The organism is Kitasatospora sp. NPDC085464, assembly GCF_044541955.1.
Taxonomy (GTDB): domain Bacteria; phylum Actinomycetota; class Actinomycetes; order Streptomycetales; family Streptomycetaceae; genus Kitasatospora.
In genome coordinates this window covers 1-22,972 of sequence record NZ_JBITTM010000016.1, presented here as the reverse complement: position 1 = coordinate 22,972, position 22,972 = coordinate 1, and the positions used below count along the sequence as shown (strand labels likewise).

Genomic DNA, 22,972 nt, shown 5'->3' with positions numbered 1-22,972 from the left:
CGCGACCACGCCCCGGCACCACCGCGGAGCCGTCGTGACCGGGCCGCTCTCCTTCCCGCTGCGCGTCGACGGCACCGGGCGCACCGCGAGCGCCGACCCGGACCGCCACGTCCGCGAGCTGATCGAACTGGTGCTGCTGACCGAGCCGGGCGAGCGGGTGATGCGGCCCGACTTCGGCTGCGGGCTGCGCGCGCTCGTCTTCGCGCCGCTCGGGGACGTCCTGGCGACGGCCACCCAGGCGCTGGTCAAGGCCCAGCTGCACACCTGGGTGGACGACGTCGTCGCCGTGGACCGGGTGGACACCGTGGCCGGCGAGGACGGCTCCCTGGTGGTCACCGTCGCCTACCGCCGCCGCGTCGACCGCGGGGCCGGAGTCGTCCAGGTGGTGGTGCCGGCATGAGCGAGGCGATCCTGCCGCCCGACCCGCTCTCCCGGCGCCGGGCCGAACTCCTCGACGAGGAGGAGCGCGGCAACGGCATCGACTACGTCGAGGTGGACGCCGCCGACCACAGCCGGCTCACCGTCGGCCTGCTGCGCGACCTGCCTCCAGGCGCGGACCCGTGGAAGCTGGTCAGCCGCCCCGACCAGGTGCTGGTCAAGGGCGGCGAGCGGGTCCGCGGCATCCGGGTGCGGGTGGTCGCCGTCGCCGACGCGCGGACCCTGCTGGTGCGGACCGACAGGCCCGGCGACTTCAGCCGGTACGAGCTGGAGCTGACCGTCCCGGACCTCGACCCGGTACTGCGCCGGATCGGCTTCTCCTTCATGGCCGCCTGCCCCTCCGACCTGGACTGCCGCACCCCCGGCTCGGGCCCGGCCGACCCGGGCGGGCCCGAGCCGCTGCTCGACGGCGCGGCCAAGGACTTCGCGGGCTTCCGCCGGATGCTGCTGGACCTCGCGGCGCAGCGCCACCCCTCGCTCTCGGACCGGCACCCGGCCGACCCCGCCGTCACCCTGCTGGAACTGCTGGCCTTCCACGCGGACCAGCTGTCCTACGCCCAGGACGCGGCCCTCCTGGAGGGCTACCTCGGGCTCGCCCGCCGCCGGGTGTCGGTACGCCGGCACGTCCGGCTGGTCGACTACGCGCTGCACCAGGGCCGCAACGCCGCCACCGCGGTGCACCTGGCCGTCGACGCGCCGGTCACCGTGCCGCGCGGCACCCCGCTGCTGACCGCGGTCCCGAACCCCCTGCCCGGCGAGCGCAGCGCCCCGCGGCCCGGGATCCGCGCCGACCTGGTCGACCGCACGGCCCTAACCGCGCCCCCGCTCGACGGTTCGGTGGTGTTCGAGACCGCCCACGAGCTGACGGCCGATCCGCTCGGCAACCTGCTGCACCTGCACCACTGGGGCGAGGACGCCTACTGGCTCCCGGCCGGCGCCACCACCGCCTGGCTCTGGGCCGAGAACCCGGCGCAGCCCGGCACCGCCGCCGAGCCGGTGCTGAAGGCCGGCGACCTGCTCGTCCTGGAGCAGGTCCGCTCGCCGCGGACGGGGCTGGCGGCCGACGCCGACCCGACCGCCCGCTGGGTCGTGCGGCTGACCGACGTCCAACCCGGCACCGACCCGGCCTACCTGCCGGCCGTCGCCCTGGACGCCGACGGCCAGGTGCAGCTGACCGAGCGCACCCACGACGCCGACCCGCAACTGCCGCTGCTCGCGGTCCGGTGGGCCGCCGCCGAGGCGCCCGACCGGCCGGTCTGCGTCCGCGCCGTGCAGACCGACGGCGACGTGCTGGAGGACGTCTCGCTCGCCCGGGGCAACACCGTGCTCGCCGACCACGGCGCCACCGTCGACGGCGTCGACATCACCCCGGACGGCTGGGACCCGACGGCCGCCGGGCCGCTCGGCGGACCGCTCGACCCCCGGCTGCGGCTGCCGGACGCCCCGCTGACCCATCAGGCGGGCGCGCCGGGCACCGAGCGGACCGACCTGTCCGGCGGCCCGCAGACGGCCGTCCCGGCCCTGACCGTCACCGCCCGGCCGCGCTCGGGCCCGGCCGAGGTGTACTCGCCGGTGCCGGACCTCTTCGACAGCGGGCCGAACGACCTGCACCTGGTGGTCGAGGTGGACGACACCGGGCACGGACTGATCCGGTTCGGCCGGCCCCCGCTGGGCCGGCCGCCGCTGCAGGCCGAGACCTTCGAGGCCCGCTACCGGATCGGCAACGGCACGGCCGGCAACATCGGCGCCGAGGCGCTGGCGCACATCGTCCTGCCCGCGGCCGACGCCGACCGCGTGCGGACCGTCCGCAACCCCGTGTCGGCCACCGGCGGCACCGAGCCGGAGAGCATCGAGCACGCCCGGCGCCTCGCCCCCGACGCCTTCCGGGCCCGCCAGGAGCGCGCCGTCACCGAACGGGACGCCGTCGACGCCGTCCTGCGGCTGCCCGCCGTACGCGCGGCGGTGGCCGCGCTGCGCTGGACGGGCAGCTGGTACACCTGGCTGGTCTCCGTCCTGCCGGTCGACCCCGCCGCGCTGGTGGACACCGGTGGCAGCCACCAGGAGCTCTCCGCCGGCCTGCGGGCCGAGGTGGTCGCCGCCCTGGACGCCGTCCGGCTCGCCGGGCAGGACGTGGACGTCCGGCCGCCGCAGTTCGTCGCGGTCGAACTCGCGCTGCACGTGTGCGCAGCCCCGGGGCACAGCCGGGCCGTGGTGCGCCGCGCCGTACGGGACGCCCTGCTCGCCGGCCGGCTGCCAGACGGGCGAGCGGGCCTGCTCGCCGGGCCGTCGCTCGGCTTCGGCCGTCCGCTGCTCCTCGGCGAGGTGTACGCGGCGGCGGCCGCCGTCCCCGGGGTGGACTCGGTCAAGGCCCTGGCGCTGCGCCGCTACGACGCGCCCGACAACGGGGAACTCGCCGCCGGGCGCCTGGACGTGGCGCCCTGGCAGGTGCTCCGGCTGGACGACGACCCGAGCCTGCCGGAGCACGGCGTGCTGCGCCTGGAGATCGACGGAGGTACCCCTTGAGCGCTCCCGGCACCTGCCCCGGCGGCCGGCCCGACACCCCGCTGCCGGTCGACAACCCTCCGGGCCTGCCTGCGCTGCGCGCCCGGATCGGCGGCTTCGCCTCGTTCCGGCGGACCATGCTGGAGCGGATCGCCGCGCAGCCGGGGCTCGCCGCGCTCACCACGCGGGACCAGGACGACCACGCGATCACGCTGCTGGAACAGTGGGCCGCGCTCGGCGACGTCCTGACGTTCCATCAGGAGCGGTACGTCAACGAGCACTTCCTCGGCACCGCGGTGCTCGACGAGAGCGTGCACCGCCTGGTCGAACTGATCGGCTACCGGCCTCGGCCGGGCGTCTCCGCCACCACCACGCTCGCGTTCACGCTCGCCGCCGGCGCCTCGCTCACCGTGCCGGCCGGCTTCCCGGTGCAGAGCGTGCCCGGCCCCGGCGAGCAGCCGCAGACCTTCGAGACGCTGGAGGGGTGCGCGGCCGACTGGCGGCTCAACGCCCTGCCCGCGTACGGACGGCCGACGGCCGTCGATCCGCTCACCCGGCCCGGCGGCGCGCTGGTCCACCCGGCCGACGCCCCGCGCTGGGCCGCTCTGCTGCGGCCGGGCGACCCGATGCTCGTCGTGGTCGAGGGATCGGGCGCGGCCGACGCCGGGAGCGCCTCCGAGGCGACCGGCCCCGGCTCGGTCGTCCGCACCACCGTCGCCGCCCTGGACGCCGGGCCGGACGGGCTGCGGCTGCGGCTCGCCGCCCAGCCTCCCGCGGCGGGCGCGGCCGCGTACCGGCCGGCCCGGCCGCTGCTGGTCAACGGGCACGACGCCCCCGACACCACGCCGCCGACGCCCTCCGAGGACAGCGCGGGCAAGGTCACCTGGAACCTCGGGGCCGCGGTCGACCTGACGATCGCGGCCGGCGCGCCGCTGCCGCTGGACCGCAAGCACGAGTCACTGGCCGTCGGGACGCCGCTGCTGGTCGTCGACCCCGGGGCGTTCATCCGAGTCGTCCGGGTGAAGGAGACCGCGCCCGGCACCGAGAAGCTCCTGGGCAGCGCCGGGCCGACCGGCCAGGTCGTCCTGGTCACCGTCGAGCCCGATCTGCCGGAGATCGCGGACCGGCGCGCACTCCAGGTCGTCGAACTCGACGGGGAGGCGGTGCGGTGGCTCGGCCAGGACTACCCGGACCGGCTCGGGAACGAACTCTGGATCCCCGGCCTGGCCGTGGCCGCCCCGCACCCGCCGACCGCAGCCGGGGCCGGGGCCGCCGACGCCGTACAGGTGCTCGGCCCGCCCGGCACCGACCGGGCCGCGGCGCCCGTCGTGGCACCCGCCGACCTGCCCCGGGGCCGGCGGCTGGTGCTCGCGGCCCCGGGCGGACGGGCCGTCACCAGCACCGTCCGGGGCGCCGTCCGGCTTGAACCGGCCGGGGCGAACCCGCCCGCCGGAGGCGTCCGGGCCGGCGACGCCTGCTACCTGGTGGTGCCGCTCGCCGCACAGCCGGAGGACACCGCACCGCTGGACGCCGCCGCCACCACACTGCTCGGCAACGCCGCGACCGCGAGCCACGGCGCCACCGTCCCCCACGAGGTACTCGGCTCCGGTGACGCCTCCTCCGCCTTCCAGCGCTTCACGCTCGCCCACGTCCCGCTGACCCGGGTGCCCGCGGCCACGCCCGAGGGCAGCGTCGCGGCACTGACCGTCCGGGTCGGCGGGCTCGCCTCCCGGGAGGTGCCGCAGCTGCTCGGCGCCGGGCCGGACGACGACGTGTACGAGCTGCGCACCGAGGCCGACGGCTCGACCGCCGTGCAGTACGGCGACGGGACGACCGGCGCCCGCCCGCGCAGCGGCACCGCCAACGTCGTCGCCGGCTACCGGTACGGCGCCGGGCTGGCCGGCCGGGTCGGCGCCGGCACCCTCACCCAGCCGCTGCACCGCCTGCCCGGGCTCGAAGCCGTCGCCAACCCGGCCGCCGCGCAGGGCGGGGCCGACCGGGAGGACGGCAGCGCCCTGCGCGAACGGGCCCCCGGGACGGTCCGGGTGCTCGGCCGGGCCGTCAGCGCGGCGGACTGCGCGGACCTGCTCGTCGCCACCGGCCAGGTGGCCAAGGCCAGGGCCGCCACCGTGTGGGACGGCCGCGGCCTGCTGATCGCAGTGACGGCGGCCGGGCCCGCCGGCGGCACCTTCGACGCCGCCGGGCGCCGGCTGCTGGCCCGTACCGTCGCCTCGGCGAGCCCGCCCTACCGCCGGGTCGTGGTGGAGGACTTCGCCCCGGTACCGCTCGTGGTCGCCGCCGCCGTCACCCCGGACCCGGCGGCCGAGGCCGACACCGTCCTCGCCGGGGTGCGCGCCGCCCTGGCCGAGCGGCTCGGCTTCGACCGCACCGAACTCGCCCGCGCGGTGCACCTGTCCGACCTCTACCTCGCCGCCTCCGCGGTGCCGGGAGCGGCGGCGGTCACCGTCACGCGCTTCGGCTTCGCCCGCCCGCCCGGCCTCCCGGACGCCGTCTGGGCGGCGTTCCTGGCCGACCACGGTGCCGACCCCGCCGACGGCCCGCTGCCCGAGCGGCTGCGCCTGCTGGACGTCCGGGCCGGCGCGGGCGGCGGGGTGCTGCCGGCCGAACTGCCGGTGCTCGCCCCCGGGGAGCTCACCGTCACCCTGGCGGCGGCGCCGCCCGCCCCGGCCACCGGCGGCCTGGCATGACGCCCCCGCACCACCCGCCCCGACCGCACCGCCCGCCTCCTCGGCCCGCCCGCCGCCCCGCGGACGGGAGTCCGACAACCAGCCCCGACACCCCCCGGAGGTGGCCCGCATGACTGCCGCAGACCAGCTCTACGCCCAGCTCCCGGCCGTGATCAGGGCCAGGGACGCCGAGGCGGGAGAGCCGCTGCGGGCCCTGCTCGCCGTCATCGGCGAGCAGGCCGACGCCATCGCCGCCGACATCGCGCGCGGCTACGAGGACCACTTCATCGAGACCTGCCAGGACCAGTACGTCCCGTACCTGGCCCGGCTGGTCGGCACCGTCCCGCTGTACGACGCCTCGACCGCGCAGGACGACGCCACCGCCCTCGTCGAGTTCGACGACCTGCGCGGACCGCGCCTGCTCCCGTCCGCCGGGGCGAGCGCGCGTGCCGACGTGGCCCGGACCATCGCCGTACGGCGGCGCAAGGGGACCGTCTCGGCACTCGCCGACGTCGCCCAGCACGCCTGCGGCTTCCCGGTGCGGCTGGTCGAGGGCCTCGCCCGGACGGCCTGGACGCAGCACCTGCGGCACACCCGCCCCGACCTGACCACCACCCGGCTGCCCACCCGGCTGGACAGCGCACTGGCCGGCACGCCCTTCGACCGCACCACCCGGCTGGTCGACGTGCGCCGCCCGGACGGCCCCGTCGGCTGGTACCACCCGGCACACCTGACCGTCACCGTCCACCGCGAGCGCGCCGCCGCCCACCAGCAGGTGCCGGCCCGCCGGGCCGACCAGCCGTGGCGCTACCGGCTGGACCCGCTCGGGCTCGACCGCCCGCTCTTCACCCGGGGAAGCCGCACCGCCGACCTGCCGCCAGGCCTCGAAGCCGCGGCCGTCCCGGCACCGCTGCGGCCCGCACTGTTCGAGGCCGACCTGCTCGCCCACCCCGACACCTCGGCGGCGGGAGGCCCGCCGCCCTCGCCCACCGCGCTGTACGGCCCGGTCGGCGACCAGGCCGACGCCCCGGCGGCGAGCCTCGGCGTCTGGTTCGACGACCGCCTCGCCGCCCCCACCGCCGACCCGGCCGACCCCGGGCAGCTCCACGCCACCGTGGTCAGCCGCCGGCTCGACCCCTGGCCGGCGGCCCGACCGGACGGCGCGGTGCTCGCCGTCGACGTGCGCAACGGGCGGGTGGCGGTGGGCTCCGGGCTCCCGCTGCCCGCCCTGCTGCGCGGGTCCTTCTTCCACGGCGCGGCCGGAGTGGTCGGCGGCGGGGACTACGACCGCTCCGGCTGGCTCGCCGCCGGCGAGCCCGACCAAGTGCTCACCGTCGCCGCGCACGGGGCCGACCACACCACGCTGACCGCCGCGCTGACCGCCTGGTCCACCGGCCCCGCCCGGCACACCGTCATCCGGATCCTGGACAGCGAGGACTACGCGCTGCCCGCCGGAGTCACCGTCACCGGACGCAGCCTGCTCGTCGAGGCGGCCGACCTGCAGCGGCCGGTGCTGCGCCCCGCGCCCGCCGACGGCACCCTCGCCGTCCGGGGCGACGGCACGCTGACGCTGTCCGGGGTGGCCCTGGACGGCCGGATCGCCACCGGGCCCGCGCTCGCCCGGCTGCGGCTGATGCACTGCACGCTGCTGCCCGGCGGCCCGCGCGACCAGACCGGCGCCCCGGTCGCGGACGGGCCGAGCATCACGGTGGGCGGCCCCTCCCCCACGCTCCGGATCCAGCTCGCCTTCTGCCTGCTCGGGCCCGTCCGCCTGGACACCCCGGCGGACGAGGTGCTGCTGCTGGACTCGGTGGTCGCCGGACCGGCCACCGGCCCGACCGCGGCCGCCGAGGCCGTCACCGGCGCGGGCGCGTCCGGGACCGGGCTGCGGGCCGAGCGGACCACCTTCCTCGGCACCGTCGCCGCCCGGACGGTCGACGCGAGCGAATGCCTGTTCACGGCCCGTCTGACGGCCGCCCGCACCCAGCAGGGCTGCCTGCGGTACAGCTACCTGCCGCCGGACGACCCGGCCCACCCGGCCCAGGCCGGCCGAACGCCCCGCCGCTTCGCCTGCCAGCCCGACCTCGCCGTCGCCCGGGTGCTGGCCGCCCACCCCCACGCCACCGGCGCCGACCGCGACGCCCTGGTGGACGCCGAGCAGCGCCGGGTGCGCCCGGTGGTGGTCTCCCGCACCTACGGCGACCCGGGCTTCGCGGAGCTGGACCCGCGCTGCCCGGCGGAGATCGCCACCGGCGCAGAGGACGGCAGCGAGATGGGCGCCTACTGCCACGTCAAGGAGCCCCAGCGGCTGGACAACCTGCGGCGGCGACTGGACGAGTACCTGCCGGCGGGCGTCACCGCCGGCATCACCGTCATCGTCTGACCGCCACCGTCCGAGGGAACCCCCGAGGGCTCCCGAGGGCTCCCGCCGGCTCACGAGGCCACCCGGGGACCCGGGAGCCCGGGAACCCGGAGGAGCCCGACCCGCGCCCGCCGCGCCCCGCGCGCGCACCGGGCAACCCATGCAGCGATCTGAAGGAGCCGTACATGCCGGGCGACTACACCCGCCTCAGCTTCGACCCAGCCGAGGACTACAGCCGGCCCCGGGCCGAGCAGGGCCGGATGCTGCGGGACGCCTACCTCAACGAGCTGGCGGACGGCCTGGACCACCGCCTGCGGGCGCTCGCCCTGGACGTCCTCGGCCCGTGCACCGCGCCGCTCGACCTCGACACCGGCGGCACCCCCGGCTCGACCGGGTTCCGGATCGAGGCCACGGCCGACGGCACGTCCTTCACCATCGGCCTCGGCCGCCTCTACCTGCACGGGCTGGCGCTCGACAACCACGGCGAGGTCGGCCCGCAGGCCCCGCAACCCCCGCACCTCGAACCGGGGTTGCAGGACCTTCGGGCCGCGGCGCCCGTCCGGTACACCGAGCAGCCGTACCTGCCGAAGGCCCCGGACCTGACGCCCGGCCGTCACGTGGTGTACGTCGAGGCCTGGGAGCGCGAGGTCACCGCGGTCGAACGGCCCGACCTGATCGATCCCGCCATCGGGGTGGAGACCGACGCCCGGATGCAGACCGTCTGGCAGGTGAAGGTGCTGCCGGAACCCGCCGACGGCGTCGACTGCGGCACGCCGGACGCCGACGTCCCGGGCTGGGCGACGGCCACCGCCCCCTCCGCCGGCCGCCTCTCCACCCGGGGCGTGGCCGTTCCCGCTTCCACCGACCCGTGCAGCGTGCCGCCCGACGCCGACTACCTGGGCTGGGAGAACCGCCTCTACCGGGTGGAGGTGCACGGCGGCGGCACGCTCGCCCAGGCCGGCTTCAAGTGGTCCCGCGACAACGCGAGCGTGGCCGCCGCCGTGCTCGGCGTGGACGACACCCGGACGGTGCTGACCGTCTCCCGCACCGGGCGCGACGACGTCCAGCGGATCCGGGAGGGCGCCTGGGTGGAGGTCCTGGACGAGACCCGGGAGCTGTCCGGCACCCCGGGCTTCCTCGCCCGGGTGGTCACCGTCGACCGGGTCGACGACCCCACGCAGCAGGTGACGCTCTCGGCCGCCCTGCCGGCGGACCTCGACCCGACCGACGCCTCGCTGCGGACCAGGCTGCGGCAGTGGGACCAGAGCGGCGCACTGGTCGGCGCCGACGGAACCGTCCCGGTCTCCGCCGCCACCGGCGGTCTCGTCCTGGAGGACGGCGTCCAGATCACCTTCGCCGACGACCCGGCCGGCGGCACGCTGCGCACCGGCGACCACTGGACCTTCACCGCCCGCGCGGCCGACGGCAGGGTCGAGGAGCTGAAACAGGCACCGCCTCAGGGCCCCCGCCGCTTCTACGGCCGCCTGGCCGTGATCGACCTCCCGAACGAGGTGGCGGACTGCCGGGGCACGTGGCCGCCGACCTGCTCGGAGTGCGGGGACTGCACGGTCTGTGTCACCCCCGAATCGCACGCCGACGGCACCCTGACCGTGCAGGAGGCCGTCGACCGGATCCGCCGGACCGGCGGCCGGGTCTGCCTGGCGGTGGGCGAGTACGAGCTCGACGAGCCGGTGGTCCTGGACGCGGCCCAGACGGTTACCCTCTCCGGGCACGGCTGGCGGACGGTGCTCAGGCACCAGGGGGCCGGCCCGGCGCTGGTGCTGCGTGGATGCCGCGGAGTGACGGTCAGTGATCTGACGGTCCTGTGCGACCCGGCCATTCCCCAGGAGCCGGACGATGGAGGCGGAGCGGACGACGGGGACGGAGCGGAAGGCGGGGGCGGGGGCCGGTTCTCCACGAGCGGCATCGCGGTGACGCGCTCGTCCGGTGTCGACCTGCTCCGGTGCGCCGTCGCCCGGACCTCACTGCTGCGCAACGGCGGCCCTCGGATCCTGCGCTCCCTGATCAGCGGCGGGGGCGTGGTCGGCAACCGGGACCCGCTGGGAGGCGACGCCACCGTGACGGCGATCACGCTGTCCGGAACGGTCGTCGGGCTCACCGTGCGCGACTGCGCGCTGCTCGCCGATCTCGCCATCGCGCCGCCCTTCCAGCAGAACACGCTCGCCGCCGGCGGTCGGAGGCAGTTCGACGGAGGCCGGTTCCTCCTGCTGGCCGGCTTCGAGCTCGCCGACTCGCTGGTCTACGGCGTGGAGGGCGGCCTGCTGCTGGACGAGCGCGTCCAGCTCGCGCTCGGCGCCACCCTGCACGACTGCCTGATCGTCGGTGACGACGGCGCCGCCGTGACCTGGCAGGCCACACCCATGAACGCCTCCCTGACCATCCGGCACTGCCGGATCGACGGCGGCGGCGCGGGGATCGAACTCGCCTCCCCCGACAGCGAGATCCGCCACTGCCGGATCAGCGCGCGCCCCGTCGGCGACTTCGCTCCGGGCGGGGGCCGCGACGCGGAACAGCCCCCGCCCCGGCTGGACGGCACCGGGATCGCCCTCACCGCCCCCCTCCTGGCCGGCGTCCTGTCCGCGGTGACGGTCACCGGCTGCACCCTGGCCACGGCAGCGCACGCCATCGCCCTGCAACTCGCGCAGCAGGACGTCGTGATCGCCGACAACCGGCTGGACGGCGGCACCGGCGGCGTCATCATGCGGCCGGGGTCGAGCGGTACGCGCGTGGTCGTCCGCGGCAACGAGGTGACCCGGACCGAGCGGCCCGACTCCCGGTTCGACCCGGGCGAGGCGATGGTCGGCGTCTGGCTGACCGGCGTGACCGACGGCGAGGTACGCGGAAACCGGATCCACGACCTCTACCCCGTACCGGCCATCGACCCGGAACGGCTGGGGGTCGTCGCCGTCGCCCTCCAGGAGTGCCGCTCCGTCACCGTCGCGGACAACACCCTCGACGTGCCGCTCCCGGCCGGGAGCACGGCCCGCCTGGTCGCCGGGGTGGTCGGCCTGACCAGCTCCGGCCGGATCGACGTCCTGGACAACGTCATCACCAGCGGCGGAAGGCCCGACCAGGCCGGCCGCGGCGCCCCCGTCCTGCCCGCCATGCTGCTCTCCCTCGGCCGGACCCACATCGACACCACCCTCTTCGCCGCACCGGCTGCCCGGGAACCGCTCGACCCGGACGTCGACGCGGCGACGGTGTTCGCCCGCATGGGCAGCACCGGCTGGTACGCCGAGCAGGGGGAGGAACTGGCCTGGGTGACCGCCGCCCGGGTGTTCGCCGCGGACGCCTCCGTCCTGCCCGCCGCGACCGTCCGGGGCAACCGGATCGAGGCGGACGGGGACTCCAGCGTCATCCAGACCGTCCTGGAGGGGCCGCTGCTGGTCAACGACAACCTCGTCCGCCGGACCGACCAACACAAGGGTGACGGGAACCAGTTGGTCCTGCTGAACGCCTCCGCGAGCAGCATGGTCGTCTCCGCGAACCACCTGGAGACGAAGGCCCTCACCGCTGTTCGGCTGGACATCCCGCTCAACCGCGTGGCCGTCACCGGCAACGTCGTCAAGGGCGCGCTCCTGCTCAACGGCGATGTTCTGCCGGCGCCCTGGGCCGCGATCAACGTCGTGCTGTAGCGACGTGTTCGCGGTTCCCCTCCCCCACCCGCCCACCATGGAAGGACGCCATGGACGCCATGGACCACATCGGCACCGCCACCGCCCTCCAGCAGTTGTTCCAGCAGGAGAACGACAGGATCGACGAGATCCTGGCGCGACGCGTCGCGGAGCTGGAGGCGCAGCTGAGACTCGCCCAGGAGATCACCGCCGGCGCCACGCGTGGCCCGCGGAAGGCGATCGCCGGCCAGGCCCTGAACGCCGCCAAGGCAGCGCTGCGCGACGTCGAGAAGCTTGCCGGGGACCGCCGGGAGGCACTCACCCTGGCGGTCGAGGAACTGGCGGAGCTGCTGTTCCCGCAGGGCAGCGGCGGGCCCCCGCCCACACCGTCGGGGCCGGGCGGAGCGGGCGGCCCGGGCGGAGCGGGACATCCGACCGGGCCGGCCTAGCCGTTCGCATTCGGATGACCCGGGCGTCCACCGGAGAACGGCGCACAACCCCGTACGGGTCACCGCTCGTCGACGCGCGGCGGCGAACGTTGACAGCACGTCGGCCGACCGACAGGGTCGGCAGCGTCCGTCCGTGGGGAGCAACAGATGACGCCTGACCACTCCGGGGCGCACCTCCGGCCACCCGGAGCCGACCTGCGACTGCTCGGTTGCTGGCAGCTCGTGCTGGGCGGTCGGACCGTCGAGATGCCGCCCACCGCCCGCCGGATCCTCACGGTGCTGGCCCTGCGGGGACCGACCGCCAGGGCGGCGGTCTCCTGCATGCTCTGGCCCGAGGCCGACGAGGCCGCGGCGGCCGGGCGGCTACGCACCGCGCTCTGGCGGCTCTCCGCCGGTCAGCAGCTCGTCGAGACGCGCAGCGAGGTGCTGGCGCTCGCCGCGGCCGTCCGGGTCGACGTCCAACGGATGCTCACCGCCGCACTGGCACTGCGCGACGGCGTGGAGGCCGTCGAGCCGCCGGTGGCGCTGTTCACCCAGGACCTGCTGCCGAACTGGTACGAGGACTGGTTGGTGGTGGAACGGGAGCGGGTCCGGCAGGTCCGGCTGCACGCCCTGGAGACCCTCTCCGCCCGGATGAGCCGTCAGAAGCGCCACGTGGAGGCGGTCGACGCCGCCCTGGTCGCCGTCCTGGCCGAGCCGCTGCGGGAGAGCTCGCACCGGGCGGTGATCCGGGCGCACCTGGCCGAGGGCAACGTGGGAGAGGCCGTGCGGCAGTACGAGACGTGCCGGACGGCCCTGCGTGAGCAGCTGGGTGTCGAGCCCAGCGCCGAACTCGCCGGGCTGCTGCCGCTGCGCAACCGCGTCCTGCCCGCCCGGCGGAGACCGGCGCCGACGCACTGAGCGGCCCTGCCGTGGGCCTGCGCAGGAACCCGCATGCGCACTGCCACGTACGGGATCTTGAGAGCACGAGCGGCCCGTGGCAGGCTCATGCCGCATGATCGATGAGTTCGCGAAGGACAACCTGCACGAGCGACTGCGGCGGGACCGCACGGCGCTGCTCTGGAAGCTCGACGGCTTGTCCGAATACGACGCCCGCCGACCTTTGACAGCGACCGGGACCAACCTCCTCGGCCTGGTGAAACACGTGGCCACCGTCGAGGCCAGGTACTTCGGCGAGGTCTTCGGCCGCCCTTCCCCGGAACCGCTGCCCCGGTGGCAGGACCACTCCGCGGGCAGCGATCTGTGGGCCACCGAGGACGAGACCCGCGATCAGATCATCGGGTTCTACCAGCGCACATGGGAGCACTCGGACGCGACGATCAACGAGCTTCCCCTCGACGCCCCCGGCCACGTGCCGTGGTGGTCGGAGCCATATCCGAACACCAACCTGTTCGCCGTCATGGTCCATGTCCTCAGCGAGTCCGTCCGGCATGCCGGACACGCCGACATCCTGCGCGAGGGCCTCGACGGCCGGACCGGGTTGCGCGCCGAACACGAGAAGCAGATCGACGCGGAAGCCCGGGCAGCCTACTGCGCGAAGATCGAGCAGGCCGCCAGGTCGGCCGCACCGATCAAGGGATGACGCGCCACAGGCGGTCGGCGGCGCGAGAAGTTCGGCCTCGACGGGGTCGCGCAGCGGATGGACCTGCGGTTTCCGAGGGCTGCCGTCGGTTCGTGAACAGGTGCCCCACTAGGCTGGGCCGGTCGGCCGGGTGGCCGCTCATGCCTGGGGGAGGGGTCGGAACGTGACCTTGCTGGAGAACGATCCGCGAGAGATCGGCGGGTACCTCCTGGAGGGCAGGCTCGGCGCGGGCGGGATGGGCGTGGTGTACCGCGCCCGGTCGGTGTCCGGGCGCCAGGTGGCGGTGAAGGTGATCCGGCCCGAGCTGGCCGCGGACGCCGAGTTCCGGGCCCGGTTCCGGCAGGAGGTCACGGCCGCGCGCAAGGTCAGCGGGGCGTTCACCGCACCCGTGCTCGACGCGGACGCCGACGCGCCGGCGCCCTGGCTGGCGACGCTCTTCATCGCCGGTCCCTCGCTGGGAGAACGGGTCGCCGGCCAGGGCCCGTTGACCCCGCCCGAGGTGCGCAGGCTGGCCGCCGGGCTGGCCGAGGCGCTGCGGGAGATCCACCGCGTCGGGCTGGTACACCGCGACCTCAAGCCCGGCAACGTGCTGCTCGCCGAGGACGGCCCGCGCGTCATCGACTTCGGCATCGCCAAGGCGGCCGGCGAGACCCAGCTGACCAGCACCGGAGTGGCCGTCGGCACCCCGCCGTTCATGGCGCCCGAGCAGTACCGCAGCGGTACGGCGACGGCGGCCACCGACGTGTTCGCGCTGGGCTCGGTGCTCGCCTTCGCGGCCACCGGGCGCGGGCCGTTCGGTGCGGACTCCTCGCATGCGGTGGGCTTCCGGGTGGTGTACGAGGAGCCGGACCTGACCGGACTCGCGGCGGAGCTGCGTCCGCTGGTCGTTGCCTGCCTGACGAAGGACCCTGAGCAACGTCCCACGGTGGAGCGGCTGTTGGGGCTTGCTTCGCAGGTTGAGCGGGAACGGACGGTTCAGTTTCGGACCGGGCTGGTGACGCCGACGGCCGCGGGTCCGGTGACGCCGACACCGACGGCCGCGGGTTCGGTGACGCCGACACCGACGGTCCTGGCGGCTCCGCCCGCGGCGGCGGCTCCGCCGGCTCCGGTGACCGCGCCGCCGGCCGCGCCGCCCGCCACGCCGACGACCGCTCCGCCCGCCGGGGCCACAGCGCCGACGGGCCCGGTCCCACCGGCCGTCCCCTCGTACGTGGCGGCCCCCTCCTACCTGGCAGCCCCCTCCACTCGCCCGTCCCTCGCCGACGCCGCCCCGCGCCCGCGGAGGCGCAAGGGTGTGCTGATCGGCTCGGCGGTGTCCGCGGTGGTCGTTGCCACGGCGGGCACCCTGGGCTTCCTCGCCTGGCAGAACCGCGTCCCGGACGAGCCCGGGTCCCACGGCTCGAACCCCGGCCCGTCCTCCTCGGTGACGGCGACGGCTCCGACCGCCGCCTCCGCCTGCGGCCCCGACGGCAAGCAGGCGGTCGGCGCGGACGGTCTGCAGGTCGCCCTCGTCAAGCAGTGGCAGGCGGATTATGCCAAGGAGTGCCCGGGTGCCGCGATCACCTTCAACGGCCCCGCGAGCGGCACCGTGATGGACCAGTTCGCGACCTTCAAGTCCGACGGCGTCGCCCTGGACTCCCCGATGACGGCCGATCAGCGGGCCGTCGTCGGCCGCCACTGCCCCACCGGCTACGCCTCCCAGATCCCGGTCACCGTGCTGCCGATCGCCGTGGTCTACAACGCGCCCGGGTTGAAGGGGCTGGAGTTCGACGCCCCGACGCTCGCCAAGATCTTCACCGGCAAGATCACCAAGTGGAACGACCCGGCGATCAAGGCCCTCAACTCGATCTGGAACCTGCCGGACTCGCCGATCGACGTGCGGATCCCGAGCAACGAGTCGGCGGCCACCGCCATCTTCACCCAGTACCTCGCCAAGGCTGCGCCCGCCGACTTCCCGTACCAGCCCGGCCGGGCGTGGCCCGACAAGTCGCGCCCCGCGTCCGGCACGAACGCGTCCGACCTGCCCGCCTACGTCGCCGGGGGCCAGTGGTCGATGTCCTTCGTGCCACTCCCGGACGCCGGCGCCCTCCAGAAGGCCAAGGTGAAGTCCGGCGGCTCCCAGGCGGTGGAACTCACCCCCCGCTCCGCCGGCTTGATGGCCGCCGGGGGCTCGGTGCAGGGCACGGGCACCAACGTGACGGTCACGATCGACTACACGAAGCCCGGCTCGGGCAGCTACCCCATCGTCGACGTCGGCTACATCGGCTTCTGCGACCACGGCGGGGCCGACCGCGCCTTCGCCGGCACCGCCGTCCTGACGAACTTCCTGGCCCACGGACTGAGCACGACGGGCCAGGCCGCCGGCGAGAACCTCATGTACGGCCCGCTGCCGGAGGCCATGGCCAAGCGCGTGCTGGACTCCCTGGCCCCCCTGCGGGTGAAGCCCGGTAATTGATCGAGGAGCAGCCCTGCACGGATCGAGCGTCACCGGGCAGGGCGAGGCGCTGGTCCCGGCGACGTGCGAGGACTTTCAGAACAGGACCCGCACCGTCGCCCACGTCCTCACCACCCGTCGCAGCACCGGACCCGCCGGGCGGCGCGCCGCCTCGGCCGCATCACCCCCTGACACACGTTGCACGGCGGGCGGGGGCGCGACCGATCGACCTCCGTGTGGTAGACCGGTGCGCAGGTGCGGGATCACTCACCCGCGCCGGCAGCCACCGGCTGCCACAGACATCGGGGGGATGTATGAGGGTTCGCCGTACCCTGGCCAGATGCCTGGCCGTTGCCACCGTCGCCGCACTAGGCGCGGCCTGCAGCAGCTCCGGCACACCATCGGGCGGTACCGGGGATGCCGGGAGTGGCGGGAGTGGCGGCGGCGCCGTCGCCACTGCGTCCCGACCGGGCCAGGGCGCGGCCGTGCCGCCCCCGGTGGCACCGTCTTCCAGCCGGGCCGGGGGGCTCGCCGGGCGCGGGCCGGTGATGCACGGGGTGTTCGGCGAAACCGGGTTCACCGCCCAGGTGGTCAGCGCCGCCACCAGCGCCTCGCTGCCCGGGATCGCCCCGCCCCTCGGCAGGACCACCCTGCTGGTCCGCCTCAAGGTCGCCTCGGACCCGATCGACCGGACGAGCAAGGCCCCGAACCACATCATCATGGCCGTCAAGTACCCGGTCTGCGGGCCGGTCCCCGACTGCTGGCACACCGAGGGCGGGGCACGCGCCCTCCAGCAGAGCGACGGCAAGCCGGACGTCTGTGTCCCCCTCGGCCAGGTCGAGCCCTTCCACGGCCAGATGGACCGCGCCGACCTGGAATCGTCCTAGCCACGGCAGGACCCGGCGTGCGTGGGGCGCCCTCGTGAGATCACCATCCTGGCCCTTCTCTCGATCCGGAGGACACCATGACACCCAGCAGGTTCCGGCGGTGACGGCCCCCGAGACGCCGCCGCGGCCGAGCGGCCGACGTCTGCTGCTCGGTGTCGCGTGGGACGTCGTCGTCCCGATCGCCTTGTACTACGGCCTGCGCGCCGCCGGCGTCAGTGTCTTCGTCGCGCTGCTGGCGGGCGCCTTCCTGCCCGCGCTCACCACGGCGGTGCAGTGGCTGCGCACCCGCAGCCTGGAGGGCATGGCGGGTTTCATCGCCGGAACCATGCTGCTCGGCGTTGCAGCCGCGCTGGTCAGCGGCAGCCCCCGGTTCCTGCTGGCCAAGGACGGTTGGCTGACCGCCGTGGCCGGGCTCTGGTTCCTGGTCTCGATCAGGGCCAGGCGCCCGCTGCTCTTCCACGGCGGCCGTCCCCTGCTGGAGGGGCGGTTCCGCTCCGACGGCACCTCCTGGGACGTGCTGTGGGAACGCGAGCCGGCGTTCCGCCGGATCTGGCGGGTCTCGACGGCGATCTGGGGTGTGGCGATGCTGCTCGACGCCGCCGTGCGGGTCGTGATGGCCTACACCCTGCCGGTGGACGTGGTGCCCGGCCTCGGCGCGCTGCTCTGGCCGGTCACGCTCGTGCTGTTGCAAGTGGTGAACGGCATCTACTACGAGGTGGCCGGGCTCTGGCGGCTGACCGCCGGCACGGCCGGGCGCTCGCCGGCCGGCCGGGACTGACGCCGATCATCGGGCCGGCCGCCACCGGCGTGCTCCTCACCGGAAGGTGACGGCCCGCCTGCCGAGCGGACGGAACGCCGAGGTCCGGCTGTGGTGGCGGCCGGGCCATGGGGCAGGATGGCAGTCCGTTCGGAATGCGCACATCCGTTCCGACGTGGCTGCGCACAACACGACCCGACAGGCGACAAGGTGACCAAACAGCACATACAGCGGCCGGCGACGGCCCGTTCCATCGACCTCCACGCCGCGGGGGCGGGACGGTGACCCGGGACCTGGTCCTGCACGACTGGGTGGTGGCCGGCATCGCGCTGACCTCCGGCTGTGTCGCCGGCCTGGTGCTACGGGCCCTGATGAAGTGGCTGGGCAAGCACGCGAGCAGGACGAAGTGGAGCGGGGACGACATCATCGTCGACGCACTGCGCACCATCGTCCCCTGGGCGGCCGTGATCGCCGGGGCCGCGGTGGCCGCTTCGGCCCTGCCGCTCACCGCGCGGGTCGGGGGGCTGGTCGACCAGTCGCTGACGGCCGTGCTCATCGTCATCGCGACGTTCAGCGCGGCCCGGGTCGTGGCCGGGCTGGTGCAGTCGGTGGCCGCGTCCCGGACCGGCGTCGCGGCGTCCGCGTCGATCTTCGTCAACATCACCCGGATCGTGGTGCTGTCGATGGGCGTCCTCGTGGCCCTGGAGACCCTCGGGGTGTCCATCGCCCCGCTGGTCACCGCCCTCGGGGTGGGTGGTCTCGCCGTCGCGCTGGCGTTGCAGGACACCCTCGCCAACCTCTTCGCGGGTGTGCACATCCTCGCCTCGAAGACGGTCCAGCCGGGTGACTACATCCGGCTCACCAGCGGGGAGGAGGGGTACGTCGTCGACATCAACTGGCGCAACAGCGTGGTGCGCAACCTGTCGAACAACCTGGTGATCATCCCCAACGGCCGCCTGGCGCGGACGAACATGACGAACTACTCCCAGCCCGAGCAGAAGCTGTCGATCCTGGTCCAGGTCGGGGTCGGCTACGACAGCGACCTGGAGCACGTGGAGCGGGTCACCCTCGACGTCGTCGACAGCGTGATGGCCGACATCAGCGGCGGCGTGCCCGACCACGCGGCCGCCGTCCGCTTCCACACCTTCGCGGACTCCAGGATCAACTTCACGGTCATCCTGGGCGTCGGCGAGTTCAGCGACCAGTACCGGATCAAGCACGAGTTCATCAAGCGCCTGCACCGCCGGTACCGGACGGAGGGCATCTCGATCCCCGCGCCCACGCGCACGGTCTCGCTCCAGCAGGACGGGGCGGACGCACCCTCGTCCCTCCCACCGGTGCCGCACCAATGGGACGCGTCGTCCGAGGCGCTGACGGACCGACGGCGGTAGCCGGGCGCGGCGGCGCCACCCGGCGGACCGAGCCGAGGCGAGGCGAGGCCTGCAGCCCGTACGCCGCGCACGCCATGAGCGGCGGCGCCGGCACGACAAGTGCCGACGCCGCCCGTCAGGCGTGCCTGGCCCGGGCTCAGGGCCGGTGCGGTCAGCTGGTCCAGAACGACGACAGGTTCTGGTAGGTGCCGTGGTCGGCGATGGCGCCCTGGTAGGACAGCGAGTTGCCGTTCTGGGTGTCGATGACCACGAGCTGGTCGCCGCGGTACAGGCGGTAGTCGCTGTAGCCGAAGAACGTGGCGGCGTCGATGCCCAGCTTGAAGTCCTCCGGGATGTTGCGATAGGTGCCGTGGTCTGCGAGCTTCCCGTCGAAGGTGACGGCGTTGCTCTTCTGGGTGTCGATGACAGCCAGGCGTCCCTGCTTGAACAGCCGGTAGTCGTTCCGTGCGATGAGCGTGGTGGCGTCCATGGGATGGTCCTTTCGCTGACGTTCGGTCGGACAGGCCGTCCCCGTACGCTGCGGTTGTGCGCTGCGGTTGTGCGGGACGGCCCGCTGCGTCGCCCTCTGGCCGATCGGATTCCGCATATGACAACGACAAGCAGCATCCACACAGTCACCCGCTGCTGTCGACAGCGCATCGCGCACCGAGAGCCGGAACCGGCCACAATCCCCAGGCGGCTCCTGCACCTCAGATCGGTACGACCGTGTCGAAGCGCCGCCCGCAGCCCACCCCGGACAGCAGGCCGGGCCCGACGTGCCAGCCCATCGGGACGCGTAGCAGGAGCAAACCCCAGTCCTCGGAAACAGCCGCGGCCAGCGGGGATTGAGGCGAAGGCCCGAAGATCGCGTCCATGTGCCGTCAGCATGGTCGGCCGGGAGAAGCGGGCGCAGCACCACGCGGCACCGCGCGGCAATCCCGGGAAGGCACGCGGGCCTTGGGCGAGGCGGCGGGTGGTTCTATCGGGGGTTCACGGTCACGGTGATGCTCTCGGGGTTGCCGCTGTTGCCCTGGTAGACGGTGTCGCCGCTGTAGACGGCGGTGATGGTGTGGGTGCCGGTGGTGCGGAAGGCGGTGACGAGGCCGGCGGCGGCGCAGTTGCCGAGGGAGAGGACGAGGCGGGAGCGGCCGAGGGTGGTCTGGGTGGTGGTGTCGGTGAAGGCGACGGTTCCGGTGGGCGTGGTGGTGGAACCGCGACCGGGGCAGCTCAGGTCGCTGAGGACGACCGGCACGCCGGTGCGGGTGCGCTGGGGCATGGCGGTCAGGACCGTGGTCACCGGCTTGCCCGGGGTGAGGTAGCTGATGGTGATGCCCGCGGCGGCGCTGGTCGCCGTGGGGCCGGTGCGCCGGCAGGCACGAGGGACGAGCCACCGCCTCCACCGCCCGCGCTCCCGGCCGGGGTGGTCAGGGGGTTGATGGTGCCGCCTCCGCCGCCGAAGCGGGAACTGCCACCGCCGTTGAAGCCGCCGACGCACAGCGAGTTGGGGTAGCAGGATCCGTCGGTGGCGGTGCCGCCGACTTCGACGTAGAGCGTCTGTCCGCCGGACAGCCCGGCGAGAGTGCCCGACACCTGGGCGCCACGGCCGCCGCTCGCGCCACCGAGCGCCTCCAGGCCGCCGGCCGCGCCGATCGCCGTGACGTCGACCTGCGTGACACCGGCCGGGACGGTGAACGTCTGCTCGGCGCCGGTGAAGGCGAACGTGCAGGTGGTGGTGGGACCCGTGGTCGTGCAGGTGCCTTGCGCGTGCGCGGGCGCGGACAGGGCCACCGGGGCCACGGCCGCGCAGAACACCCCGGCGGTCACGGCCAGGACCCGGCCCCGGCGCCCTCGCGGACCGGTGCGGTGCCTGTGTGTGGAGCCCGGCCGGTCGGCAGCAGGCGACAGTGAGAACGTCACGATCCACTCCAGGAGGGGCAAGGGCCGGTCGGCCCGGTCTTTCCGCCACTGTGGATCACGCAGTCCGAGCCCCGGCCGCCCTCCGATCTGACACACCGACGGTTCACGCCGCCGGTCCCCCGGGACCGGCCTTCGCCGGCGACCCCGGATCGGGAGCACAACTGCGGCTCGGAGCAAGCACCCAGGCGCTGACACCGCGCCGACGGTTCCTGCCGCCCCCGGCAGGCAGGTGCCCCGGAGCGGAAAGCGGCGGCGGTCCCGCCGAGCGGCGTTCAGCGACACAGGGTGCGCAGGGTGGCGAGGCAGTCCGCGGCCCGGCGCCGCCGGTCGGTGTCGGTACTGACCCAGGCGATCCGGGCGTCCGGCCGGATGAGCACGGCAGTGACGTCCCGCCAGATCGCCTGCGCTGCTTCGGTGTTGACGGTTCCCGCACGCTGCTCCAGGCCGTCAGTCGGGCACGGCGTCCGAGTCCCGCCGAGGTCCAGCAGCAGCGGTCGGCCGTGGTGCATCAACGGGTGGGCGGTGGGCGCACCGGCCGGGGTGTTCAGGGCGAGGCCGGCCAGCCGGGTGCCGTTCAGCGGGTGCCCGCCGGGCTGGGTGTCGGCCGGTATCGGGTCGTCGAAGCCGGCGATCCGGCGGGCCCACTGGTGGTTGGTCCGTGGTTCGGTGAGTGCGGCGGACCAGACCTCGCGCAGGGCTATCTGCTCCGGGTTCGCCGCGGCGAACAGGGCGAGTTGCGCGCGGGTGTTGTCGATGACGGCGCGGCCGGCCGGCCGGCGCTCCGTCTCGTAACTGTCGAGCAGTCCGTCGGGCGCCCGGCCCTGGAGGGTGGCGGCCAGCTTCCAGCCCAGGTTGGTGGCGTCCTGGATGCCGAGGTTCATGCCCTGCCCGCCGGCCGGGAAGAACATGTGCGCAGCGTCCCCGGCCACCAGCACCCGTCCGGCCCGGTACCGCGCGGCCTGGCGCGTGGCGTTGCCGTAGCGCGAGAGCCACCGGGGGTTGCGGATGCCCAGGTCCCGTCCCAGCAGTGCGCGGGCCTGCTCGCGCACCTCGTCCAGGGTCAGCGGTTCCCCGGTGCCGTGGTGCATGGTGGCCGTGGAGAGGCCCGCCAGCCGGTGGACGCCGTCGCCGATCGGGGCCGCCAGGAACGAGCCGGCCGGTCCGGTGGCGGAGAGCGGCCCGGTGGGCGGATCGTCGAGTTCGACGTCGGCGAGCCACCCGGTCATGGTGGTGTCCTGACCGGGGAAGTCGATGCCGGCGGCCTGGCGCACGGCGCTGCGGGTGCCGTCGCACCCCACGACCCAACGGGCCTGCACGGTCCGGTGGGTGCCGCCGGCCCGGATCACCACCTCGACGGCGTCCGGCCCCTGCGTGAGCGAGACGACTTCCTGCCCGCGCAGCACCCGGGCGCCCACGGCGACCGCGTGCTCCTCCAGGAGTTGTTCGGTGACGGACTGACCGAGCGCCAGCATGAAGGGGTGCACCGCCCCGGTCGTGGAGAAGTCCAGCCGGGTGGTCGCCGCGCCGAAGTGGCCGGTCGGCACCGGGGTGCCGCGTTCGATGAACCGCTCCGCGAGGCCGCGGGTGGCGAAGGTGTCCAGTGTGCCGGCCTGCATGCCGACCGCGCGCGACCGTCCGTCCGGTGCCGCCCGGCGTTCCACGACGGTCACCTCCACCCCGTGCAGGCGCAACTCCGCGGCGAGCCAGAGCCCCACCGGGCCGGCCCCGGCGATGAGCACGTCGAGCATGACAACCACTTCCTCTCACTTTTCGAGCGCCTTTCCGAACGATGCGCTGGGGCGACGGCGGGCCGATGCGCCGGGACGGCGGCGAACCGCTGCCCCCGGGCCAGCCTCCGGCCGTCGGGCGGGGCCGGGCACCGGGCGTGGTGCCCGGCCGTGGTCGGGTGGTTCAGCGGGCGCTGCCGAGGTTTCGGTCGCCGTCGGTGCCTT

The 22,972-nt window shown here is 74.9% G+C and carries 17 protein-coding genes; 12 read left to right on the top strand and 5 right to left on the bottom strand.

What is annotated here, in order from left to right; genetic code table 11:
* The first annotated feature begins 34 nt into the window (after nucleotides 1-34).
* From ACIGG8_RS16090 to ACIGG8_RS16035, 12 genes are all read left to right on the top strand, one after another.
* Complete coding sequence (locus ACIGG8_RS16090) at nucleotides 35-400, top strand: GPW/gp25 family protein (protein ID WP_396548501.1); 366 nt, start codon at nucleotides 35-37, stop codon at nucleotides 398-400.
* Nucleotides 397-2,961, top strand: coding sequence for a hypothetical protein (locus tag ACIGG8_RS16085; RefSeq protein WP_396548500.1), 2,565 nt, complete (start codon nucleotides 397-399; stop codon nucleotides 2,959-2,961). Before ACIGG8_RS16090 ends, ACIGG8_RS16085 begins: the two co-directional genes overlap by 4 nt.
* Nucleotides 2,958-5,648, top strand: a complete 2,691-nt coding sequence (locus tag ACIGG8_RS16080) for a hypothetical protein (RefSeq protein WP_396548498.1) — start codon at nucleotides 2,958-2,960, stop codon at nucleotides 5,646-5,648. The genes ACIGG8_RS16085 and ACIGG8_RS16080 overlap by 4 nt, the downstream gene beginning before the upstream one ends.
* 109 nt (nucleotides 5,649-5,757) lie before the next feature.
* Nucleotides 5,758-8,010, top strand: coding sequence for a hypothetical protein (locus ACIGG8_RS16075; protein ID WP_396548497.1), 2,253 nt, complete (start codon nucleotides 5,758-5,760; stop codon nucleotides 8,008-8,010).
* A 164-nt stretch (nucleotides 8,011-8,174) separates the two neighbouring features.
* Nucleotides 8,175-11,645, top strand: coding sequence for a DUF6519 domain-containing protein (locus ACIGG8_RS16070; RefSeq protein WP_396548496.1), 3,471 nt, complete (start codon nucleotides 8,175-8,177; stop codon nucleotides 11,643-11,645).
* Nucleotides 11,646-11,695: 50 nt separating this feature from the next.
* Complete coding sequence (locus ACIGG8_RS16065; RefSeq protein ID WP_396548494.1) at nucleotides 11,696-12,073, top strand: hypothetical protein; 378 nt, start codon at nucleotides 11,696-11,698, stop codon at nucleotides 12,071-12,073.
* Nucleotides 12,074-12,220: 147 nt separating this feature from the next.
* Entirely contained in the window at nucleotides 12,221-12,973 is a 753-nt protein-coding gene (locus ACIGG8_RS16060) for a BTAD domain-containing putative transcriptional regulator (RefSeq protein WP_396548492.1), read from the top strand.
* A gap of 94 nt (nucleotides 12,974-13,067) precedes the next feature.
* Entirely contained in the window at nucleotides 13,068-13,655 is a 588-nt protein-coding gene (locus ACIGG8_RS16055) for a DinB family protein (protein WP_396548490.1), read from the top strand.
* Between the two features lie 163 nt (nucleotides 13,656-13,818).
* On the top strand, nucleotides 13,819-16,110 hold the full coding sequence (locus tag ACIGG8_RS16050) for a serine/threonine-protein kinase (protein WP_396548488.1): 2,292 nt from the start codon (nucleotides 13,819-13,821) through the stop codon (nucleotides 16,108-16,110).
* A gap of 536 nt (nucleotides 16,111-16,646) precedes the next feature.
* A complete protein-coding gene (locus ACIGG8_RS16045) occupies nucleotides 16,647-16,976 on the top strand; it encodes a hypothetical protein (RefSeq protein ID WP_396548487.1) in 330 nt (109 codons plus the stop codon).
* 100 nt (nucleotides 16,977-17,076) lie between these two features.
* Nucleotides 17,077-17,754 carry a VC0807 family protein gene (locus ACIGG8_RS16040; RefSeq protein WP_396548485.1) on the top strand — a complete coding sequence of 226 codons (678 nt, stop codon included), beginning with the start codon at nucleotides 17,077-17,079 and terminating at the stop codon, nucleotides 17,752-17,754.
* A 260-nt stretch (nucleotides 17,755-18,014) separates the two neighbouring features.
* Nucleotides 18,015-19,124, top strand: a complete 1,110-nt coding sequence (locus ACIGG8_RS16035) for a mechanosensitive ion channel family protein (RefSeq protein WP_396548484.1) — start codon at nucleotides 18,015-18,017, stop codon at nucleotides 19,122-19,124.
* 151 nt (nucleotides 19,125-19,275) lie between these two features.
* On the opposite strand, the gene ACIGG8_RS16030 is transcribed toward ACIGG8_RS16035, so the two are convergent.
* The 5 genes from ACIGG8_RS16030 to ACIGG8_RS16010 all read right to left on the bottom strand — a co-directional run bounded on the left by ACIGG8_RS16030 (nucleotide 19,276) and on the right by ACIGG8_RS16010 (nucleotide 22,768).
* Nucleotides 19,276-19,593 carry a hypothetical protein gene (locus ACIGG8_RS16030; RefSeq protein ID WP_396548483.1) on the bottom strand — a complete coding sequence of 106 codons (318 nt, stop codon included), beginning with the start codon at nucleotides 19,591-19,593 and terminating at the stop codon, nucleotides 19,276-19,278.
* A gap of 220 nt (nucleotides 19,594-19,813) precedes the next feature.
* Nucleotides 19,814-19,978, bottom strand: a complete 165-nt coding sequence (locus ACIGG8_RS16025) for a hypothetical protein (protein WP_396548481.1) — start codon at nucleotides 19,976-19,978, stop codon at nucleotides 19,814-19,816.
* A 104-nt stretch (nucleotides 19,979-20,082) separates the two neighbouring features.
* The gene (locus ACIGG8_RS16020; RefSeq protein WP_396548480.1) at nucleotides 20,083-20,379 is read right to left on the bottom strand and encodes an Ig-like domain-containing protein; all 297 of its coding nucleotides are present in this window, start codon (nucleotides 20,377-20,379) and stop codon (nucleotides 20,083-20,085) included.
* Between the two features lie 17 nt (nucleotides 20,380-20,396).
* Nucleotides 20,397-20,927 (bottom strand): hypothetical protein, encoded by a 531-nt coding sequence (locus ACIGG8_RS16015; RefSeq protein ID WP_396548478.1) that lies wholly within the window; start codon nucleotides 20,925-20,927, stop codon nucleotides 20,397-20,399.
* Between the two features lie 365 nt (nucleotides 20,928-21,292).
* Complete coding sequence (locus ACIGG8_RS16010; RefSeq protein WP_396548476.1) at nucleotides 21,293-22,768, bottom strand: FAD-dependent monooxygenase; 1,476 nt, start codon at nucleotides 22,766-22,768, stop codon at nucleotides 21,293-21,295.
* Between the last annotated feature and the right edge of the window lie 204 nt (nucleotides 22,769-22,972).